This is a genomic window from Pseudanabaena sp. 'Roaring Creek', assembly GCF_001402795.1.
In the GTDB taxonomy this organism is placed as follows: Bacteria; Cyanobacteriota; Cyanobacteriia; order Pseudanabaenales; family Pseudanabaenaceae; genus Pseudanabaena.
This window is the reverse complement of sequence record NZ_LIRE01000759.1, coordinates 1-7,076: the sequence shown is the minus strand read 5'-3', so window position 1 is coordinate 7,076 and position 7,076 is coordinate 1. Positions and strand designations below refer to the sequence as shown.

Sequence of the window (7,076 nt, the reverse complement as noted above, 5' to 3'; positions counted from 1 at the left end):
AATATAAAACCATAAAACCTGCGGCGCACACTGCGTGTGCGCCGCAGGTTTTATGGTTTTATATTGATTATTTCTGATTGCCAAAAATACCGCCTAAAATATCGCCAATCCCACCTTTAGAGGCATTGCCTAGCTGCTTTTCCTTAAGTTTTTCAAGGACTTCCCGCTCTTCGCTGCCAATTTTAGTAGGAATATCGATCTTGATTCTAATTAAATGATCGCCTCGGGCAACGGGATTACCAAGTTTGGGTACGCCCAATCCTTCTAAGGTCAAGACTGTATCAGGTTGAGTACCTGCGGGGATAGTTAGCGGTTTCTTGCCATCTACCGTGTTAATCGCAATTTTGTCACCAAGAATCGCTTGCAAATAGCTAATCTTGATTTCCGACAAAACATTTATGCCTTCCCGCTCAAACTCGTTATCTGTCTGCACAAACAGATAAACGTAAAGATCGCCTGCGGGACCACCACGTTGACCAGCGTCACCTTCGTTGGACACTCTTAGCCTCGTACCACTGTCCACGCCCGCAGGAATCGTAATTTTTAGTTTTTTGGTAACCTGATTCAGTCCGAGCCCATTGCAGCTTTCGCACTTATCTTCGATCGTTTGTCCAGTGCCGTTACAGGTGGGACAGGTCGAAACTTGGGTAAAACTACCAAAGGGGGTGCGGGTAGCACGACGAACTTGCCCAGTGCCACTACAGGTTCCACAGGTACGCGGTCTCGTTCCTGCCTTTGCACCAGAACCGCTACAAGTACCGCAGGTTTCTAGGTGAGATATCTTGATTTGTTTCTCACCACCAAAAACCGCTTCACGGAATTCTAGTTTGAGATCGAAGCGTAGATCTTCTCCGCGTGAGGGACCGCTCCGACGACGGGCTTGTTGTTGACCTGTATTAGAAAAGCCACTAAAGAAGCTTTCAAAGATATCGGCAAATCCGCCCATATCGCCCATATCAGGTGAGCCACCGCCGCTGGATACACCAGCTTCGCCAAAGCGATCATATCTCGCACGAGTTTCTGGTTCTGAGAGAACCTCATAAGCTCGGTTAATTTCTTTAAATCGCTCATCTGCCCCCGCTTCTTTGTTGACATCGGGGTGATATTTTCGAGCTAAACGTCGATATGCTCGTTTGATTTCCTCTTTGTCAGTACTGCGATCGACTCCAAGGATTTCGTAATAATCACGCGCCATAGGGGGTTTCTCTGTCGCCTAAAGGATTCATGGACAATTATTTTAATTTAACCTAGCACCGATTGGATGCTTATGGGTATTCGTAGAGAGTACGTTTTACCGCACATGGTTTGATTTGGCTTTTAGCTTTTAGCTTTTGGCTTTTAGCTTTTTGGCTTTTAGCTTTTGGAATACTATGGTTTAGTTTTTACACTTACATTTCCTTGGTTTACCAAGGTTTGACAAGCGAGACGGTAATTTTTGGGTTTGTTTTTTAGCTTCTTTTCTTCAAATTCTGTCCTCGGCGATAGGTTTTCCAACCCTTCGACAATCTCGACAGTACAGGTGGCACATTGTCCATAACCGTTACAGTTAGTGAGCTTCGCAACAAATTTATAGATATCAATGTTGTTTTCGAGAGCTTTGATCCGAAGGTTTGCCCCATCCATCGCGATCGCTTCTTTGCCTTCATTCACAAACGTAATGTTTGCCATAGCTGAGTATTAATTATTTGTTAATTTTTATTACTTACTTATTATCCGATCGAATGACTAAAATCTGGAGAAATTTTTAAAAGGATTACCCTATAGCACTTTAAAAAATTCCTTTGCATTGGATTGAAGCGCAAAGCGCTGTAAAATTGATTTATATGGCTACAATTCTCTCCCATTCAAACATTGACTCTCTTTCTCACGATTTACATCGGTTGGTAGACAATCTCGAATCGGTCGAGCATGGGCAGTTAATTTACAGTGCTTTACAGACGATCGTCGAACTGAGTCAGATTGATGCTGAACGATTAGATTGGAAAATTTTGGCGGGTTCTTTGCAGGATATGCATCGGGCGATCGCCATGTTTTATCCGCATCGATTTAACCGTAAAGTTAGTATTTTTGGTTCGGCACGAACCAGTGAGGATGCACCTGAATACAAACAGGCCTTTGAGTTTGCTGAGAAAATTACCAAACAGGGATTTATGGTAATTACGGGGGCTGGGGGTGGCATCATGGCAGCAGGTAATGAGGGGGCGGGTAATAATTCCTTTGGGTTGAATATTAGTTTGCCCTTCGAGCAATCGAGTAATGGATTTGTCTCGGAGGATGCAAGGTTGGTGAGATTTCGCTATTTCTTTACGCGAAAGTTATATTTTGTCAAAGAAAGCGATGCGATCGCTATTTTTCCTGGAGGCTTTGGGACACAGGATGAATTTTTTGAATGCTTGACCCTCTGTCAAACGGGACGGACAATGCCGCGCCCCATCGTATTGTTAGACAAAGAGGGTGGTGATTACTGGCATCAGTGGCATATTTTTGTGCAAGACCAGTTAATCGAGCGGGGGTTAATTGCTACAGAGGATTGCAGTCTCTATAAAATCACCAATGATGTCGATGAGGCTTGCCAATTTATCGCGTTATTTTATAGCGTTTATCATTCCTGTCGATGGGTGGGCGATATCTTGGTGGTGCGTTTGCGGCAAGAAATTACGGATGCCCATTTAGATCGGCTTAACGATCTCTTTGGCGATATTTTGCTCAAGGGGAAAATTGAGCGCAGTCAAGCTTTACCCATGGAATTCAATGAACCGCATATCACCGATCTACCGCGCTTGATCATGTATTTCAATCAACATGATTTTGGGCGGTTGTACCAGTTGATCGCCGCAATTAACGATACCTGCGATCCCAGTAATCCGATGGTTTGCCATCCCGAACAACGTTAAAATCAAACCCAATAGAGAGTTGCGGCGCGAAGCGCCGCAACTCTCTATTGGGTTTGATTTTTGTCCTAAGATTACTGACTATAGCTATAAATATAAAACCCAACAACCTGTGGCGTACGCTGCGCGTACGCCACAGGTTGTTGGGTTTTAATTATGCTCAGTTACTTAGCTCAAACCCAAAAGATCAGCGCTGGCGCTGATCTTTTGGGTTTGAGTCACGAACCGAGCAAAAATTCATTCACCACTGTCCAATCGCTCGTATGGGCGACTTTGCTCCTTGCCATAATGTAGTCCGCGAGATAAGCCGCATCTCTAGCAATTCCTGAGAATCTACCCGAACCCCATGTATAGAGCCAAGGCAGACCTAAAAAGTAGAGACCTCTTACTTCAGTAACGCCGCGATCGTGGGCAGGGTAGCCCTTGCCATCAAATACGGGAATTTCGAGCCAACTGAAATCTGATTGGAAGCCAGTACACCAAATTACGGTTGTAATATTTGCTATATCGAGATCGAGCATTGGATCGGCATCACCAGCAGGTTGCCAAACGGGGTAATAGGGTGGTTCGGTGGGAGCAGCGATCTCATTGGTTTCGATGAAATTATCAATGGTTTTCTTGATGCTTTCATAGACTGCATCTGCGCCATCAAGATTTTGTTTGAGGTCGTTAAGGAACTCTAATTTATTACTAGAGATACTTTTTAAGCGACCATGCAGTTCCATTCCCTCAAGGGCGAATCGGCGCAGATCGATCTCGCGTCCGCCATCGCGCCCCGTAAGGTAATGGTTAGCTTTGTTGCGTACCTTCTCTTTTTGAGGATGCCGATCGATAGACAATTCGTAGTAGCCCATCATATCTAGCCATTCCACTGCATCTTTGCCTCGGTAACGACGCGGCGATCGCGGCGCACTGCCAACGGATAGATGGACTTTGCGTCCTGCAAGGTGCAAGTCTTCGGCAATTTGGCAGCCTGATTGACCAGTGCCAATTACTAATACTGAGCCATCGGGAAGGGATTCGGGATTTTTGTATCTTGAGGAATGTACCTGCAAAATGCCATCGGGTAAGCGTTCGGCGATCTTGGGAATCTTGGGTTGGTGATAGGCTCCGATCGCAACTACGACTTGATCGGCGGTATATTCACCGATACTAGTAGTTACTGTGAATATACCGCGATCGCTGCGGCGCAAATTCAGGACTTCCACACCTTCTTTAATGGGTGGATTAAAGGAACTTGCGTAGCCTTCAATGTATCGTACAATCTCATCTCTTTTGATAAAACCTTCGGGGTCATTGCCCTGATAAGGATAGCCAGGAAGCTGACATTGCCAATTGGGAGTTACCAAGCAAAAGGAATCCCAACGCTGCGATCGCCATGCATTTGCAATTTTGTTTTTCTCAAAAATGATATGGTCTAAGCCTTTTTCCTTTAAGCAATAGCTCATAGATAGACCTGCTTGACCACCGCCAACAATTACAACGGGATAATGATTTGTCATTGGCTAATTTCTTCATCTTTGCTTAGAATGCATTGAGATTAAGTGCTAGCCAAAGCGAGATTTTGTATTCCTAACTACGGAATATGGAAGTCTATCGATAACGTTAGGAGTGAGAAATATCTGCGTAGTTGAGAAGCGATCGCTCTTTAAACCTATACCCAAATCAATAGCTCCCAAAATAATCATTCACTTCTTACATCTGTATCTTTTGGCAAGCTGGGAGTAGTCTTCAAGAAGTAAATAAGCGTCGCGCTATTTTCGATCGCGCTATTTTCGATCGCGAAATCATCCCCAAACAGGCTAGGATACTTATATACAGAGTAATCAGGAATTAACAATGGTAGAACGTCCTATCAAAAAAGCAGACCGTCAGCTAAAACCCGAAACTGAAGAAACTACACCTAGCGCTAGACAGTCTGATGACTCCGACAAAAAGCGTTCTACCCGTAGTGGCGGTCGAGATAAGAGAGATAAACGGGGTTCTAGAGACGAAGAGCCTAAAGCTCCCGTAAATCTCGCTTTGGTTAGAGGTCCGAAGCCCACCAAACCCCAACCAGTCGTGGAAGAAGTTACCGCAGAAGCGACAAGTAACGAAGAAACCGCTCCTGAAGAATCTTAAATCTACATCTCCTCACTGTAAAAAAGCGGCGCAAAGCGCCGCTTTTTTATTTAGAGCCAGTCAACAAGCCTTGAGTGGGGCTAAAAACTAAAGCTAATAAAAATAACATCAATACTGCCAAGACGATCGCTGGACCTGAAGGTAAATTTAAGTAATAACTGGCATACAATCCGATCGCACTGGCGATAACCCCTAGGCTCGCGCCCACAAAAATCATTTGATGTAGCTCTTTGACTAATAAATAGGCGGTGATTGCGGGACCGACTAGGAGCGATACCACCAACACGACACCCATCGTTTGCATACTGGCAATGATCGTCAGGGTTACTCCTGCCATCAATCCTAAATAAATGAGGTTCACAGGGAGCCCTAGAGCTTGTGCCCCAGTGCGATCGAAAGTGTAAAACAGCAATTGTTTATAAAACATGGCGATCGCTGTTAGGACGATCGCGGCAATCACCCCTGCCCTGATCGTATCTGTTTGGGAAACGCTAAGAATATCGCCAAAGAGAAATCCATGCAGATCGATTTTAATTTTTAGTAGAGAAATTAATAAAATACCGATCGCGAAAAAACTCGAAGAAGTTAGCGCCATAGCCGCATCGACCTTGACGCGAGTTTGCGATCGCAACCAAGCAATTAAAAATGCGCTACTGATGCCCGACATAAATGCGCCGATCGCCACATCGATCCGCCAGAAAAAGGCGATCGCCATCCCTGGCATGACCGTATGGGTCATCACATCCCCCAGCAAAGCCATGCGCTGCACGATCAAAAAGCAACCGATCGCAGGACAGATAATTCCTGCTAAACCACCTGCAATTAAGGCGTTTCTCATGAATTCTAGTGCTAATGGTTCGGAGAGCCACTGCCAGACTGGGATTTGGGCAATTTGCATAAATAGATCGATAAGGCGAGGGGGATTTGTATGGGCAAGGAGTTCAGCATAGTTGAAAATCGAAACTAGTGAGCGTAGCAGGCAGTACGCTCTTGTGGGGTTTAAGTTTAATTCTTAGCTATTTAGAACCAAAAGCAGCGATCCATTTGTGCTGAATGGCAGTTTCGAGAATATTTTGCACGATCGCGAACCATACAATATTTTCCAACAATAAAATCGCGATCGCTAAAGTAATTTGCATTAGGGGTAATGGCATCAGCCATGACAATTCGCGCTCAATGGTGGCAAAACTCCGAATGCAGGCAAAGGCTAAAATTGCTCCTGACTTGAGATGGGAGTTGCGATCGTGCCGCACAATGTAGCGATAGGTGACTGCAAATAAAAAACCCGCAAAGCCCATCATACTTAACTTGATTGCTAATAATAAGGGACGAGCCAACGCAAAGCTGTCAATTAGGTGTATTGGGGAGTTGGTCAAGACTGGTTGCAAGGTTTGCGCAAGCAAATGGTGGAGAATGGCGATCGCAAAAAATGCGAAAATGCTCGCGATCGCTCCCAGAAAACCAGCTTTAAAGGATTCGATGCGATCGGTTATTGATAGATGTTCGGATGCGGTGGTAATAAGAGGAGAAGATTGCACGCTCGTTAACTATTTTTAGGGCTACAGCAATCCTACATGAGTTCAGAAGCAATACAATAACCTCCGAGATCGCAAATTAGCTAGCGCTAAATAGGTAAGGATGGGCGGCGCTTCGCGCCGCCCATCCTTACCTATTTAGCTGTCGCCAAGTGTACTAGGACATAAAACCCAAGAATTAATTGGCGGCGCGAAGCGCCGCCAATTAATTCTTGGGTTTTGATTTGTCCTAATTTAAATGACTGTAGCTATAAATCCTTTCCTTTTTAACGTCAGTTCGGGTTAAGCTGATAAGTTTTAAAAGTCTAAAAGTGAAAGCCTTGCTAAGCAAGGCTTTCACTTTTAGGCTTTAAGAAAGGATTTGCTATTCAAACCCTTTCTTAAAGCCCGTTTCAAATTATCCCGAACTCACGTTATAGCTACCGCCAGTCTTATTAGGACAAAATTAAAACCCAAAATCATGTTGTCGCGCTCCGCGCGACAACATGATTTTGGGTTTTATGTCCTGATACAGTTGGCGGTAGCTATA

At 44.7% G+C, this 7,076-nt stretch carries 7 protein-coding genes; 2 read left to right on the top strand and 5 right to left on the bottom strand.

The window, feature by feature from the left end; genetic code table 11:
• Positions 1-67 precede the first annotated feature (67 nt).
• Positions 68-1,195 carry a molecular chaperone DnaJ gene (gene dnaJ, locus AC805_RS23440; protein WP_009628822.1) on the bottom strand — a complete coding sequence of 376 codons (1,128 nt, stop codon included), beginning with the start codon at positions 1,193-1,195 and terminating at the stop codon, positions 68-70.
• A gap of 173 nt (positions 1,196-1,368) precedes the next feature.
• Positions 1,369-1,668: a 2Fe-2S iron-sulfur cluster-binding protein gene (locus tag AC805_RS23435; protein WP_055077643.1), complete on the bottom strand. Its 300-nt coding sequence runs from the start codon at positions 1,666-1,668 to the stop codon at positions 1,369-1,371.
• A gap of 155 nt (positions 1,669-1,823) precedes the next feature.
• On the opposite strand from AC805_RS23435, the gene AC805_RS23430 reads away from it, so the two are divergent.
• Entirely contained in the window at positions 1,824-2,894 is a 1,071-nt protein-coding gene (locus AC805_RS23430; RefSeq protein WP_055077644.1) for an LOG family protein, read from the top strand.
• Between the two features lie 215 nt (positions 2,895-3,109).
• Here AC805_RS23430 and AC805_RS23425 read toward each other — a convergent pair whose 3' ends face one another.
• Positions 3,110-4,393: an MSMEG_0569 family flavin-dependent oxidoreductase gene (locus AC805_RS23425; RefSeq protein ID WP_055077642.1), complete on the bottom strand. Its 1,284-nt coding sequence runs from the start codon at positions 4,391-4,393 to the stop codon at positions 3,110-3,112.
• Between the two features lie 337 nt (positions 4,394-4,730).
• Between AC805_RS23425 and AC805_RS23420 the strand changes: the two genes are divergently transcribed.
• Positions 4,731-5,012: a hypothetical protein gene (locus AC805_RS23420; RefSeq protein ID WP_055077641.1), complete on the top strand. Its 282-nt coding sequence runs from the start codon at positions 4,731-4,733 to the stop codon at positions 5,010-5,012.
• Between the two features lie 46 nt (positions 5,013-5,058).
• Here AC805_RS23420 and AC805_RS23415 read toward each other — a convergent pair whose 3' ends face one another.
• Together AC805_RS23415 and AC805_RS23410 are read right to left on the bottom strand one after the other, a co-directional pair.
• Positions 5,059-5,910, bottom strand: coding sequence for a metal ABC transporter permease (locus AC805_RS23415; RefSeq protein ID WP_055077640.1), 852 nt, complete (start codon positions 5,908-5,910; stop codon positions 5,059-5,061).
• Between the two features lie 118 nt (positions 5,911-6,028).
• Complete coding sequence (locus AC805_RS23410; RefSeq protein ID WP_055077639.1) at positions 6,029-6,550, bottom strand: hypothetical protein; 522 nt, start codon at positions 6,548-6,550, stop codon at positions 6,029-6,031.
• Positions 6,551-7,076: the final 526 nt, after the last annotated feature.

Excerpts from the sequence above, each read along its gene's own strand:
- AC805_RS23425 (WP_055077642.1), bottom strand. The coding sequence starts at position 4,393 with ATGACAAATCATTATCCCGTTGTAATTGTTGGCGGTGGTCAAGCAGGT.
- AC805_RS23415 (WP_055077640.1), bottom strand. The coding sequence starts at position 5,910 with ATGCAAATTGCCCAAATCCCAGTCTGGCAGTGGCTCTCCGAACCATTA.
- AC805_RS23420 (WP_055077641.1), top strand. The coding sequence starts at position 4,731 with ATGGTAGAACGTCCTATCAAAAAAGCAGACCGTCAGCTAAAACCCGAA.
- AC805_RS23435 (WP_055077643.1), bottom strand. The coding sequence starts at position 1,668 with ATGGCAAACATTACGTTTGTGAATGAAGGCAAAGAAGCGATCGCGATG.
- AC805_RS23430 (WP_055077644.1), top strand. The coding sequence starts at position 1,824 with ATGGCTACAATTCTCTCCCATTCAAACATTGACTCTCTTTCTCACGAT.
- dnaJ (WP_009628822.1), bottom strand. The coding sequence starts at position 1,195 with ATGGCGCGTGATTATTACGAAATCCTTGGAGTCGATCGCAGTACTGAC.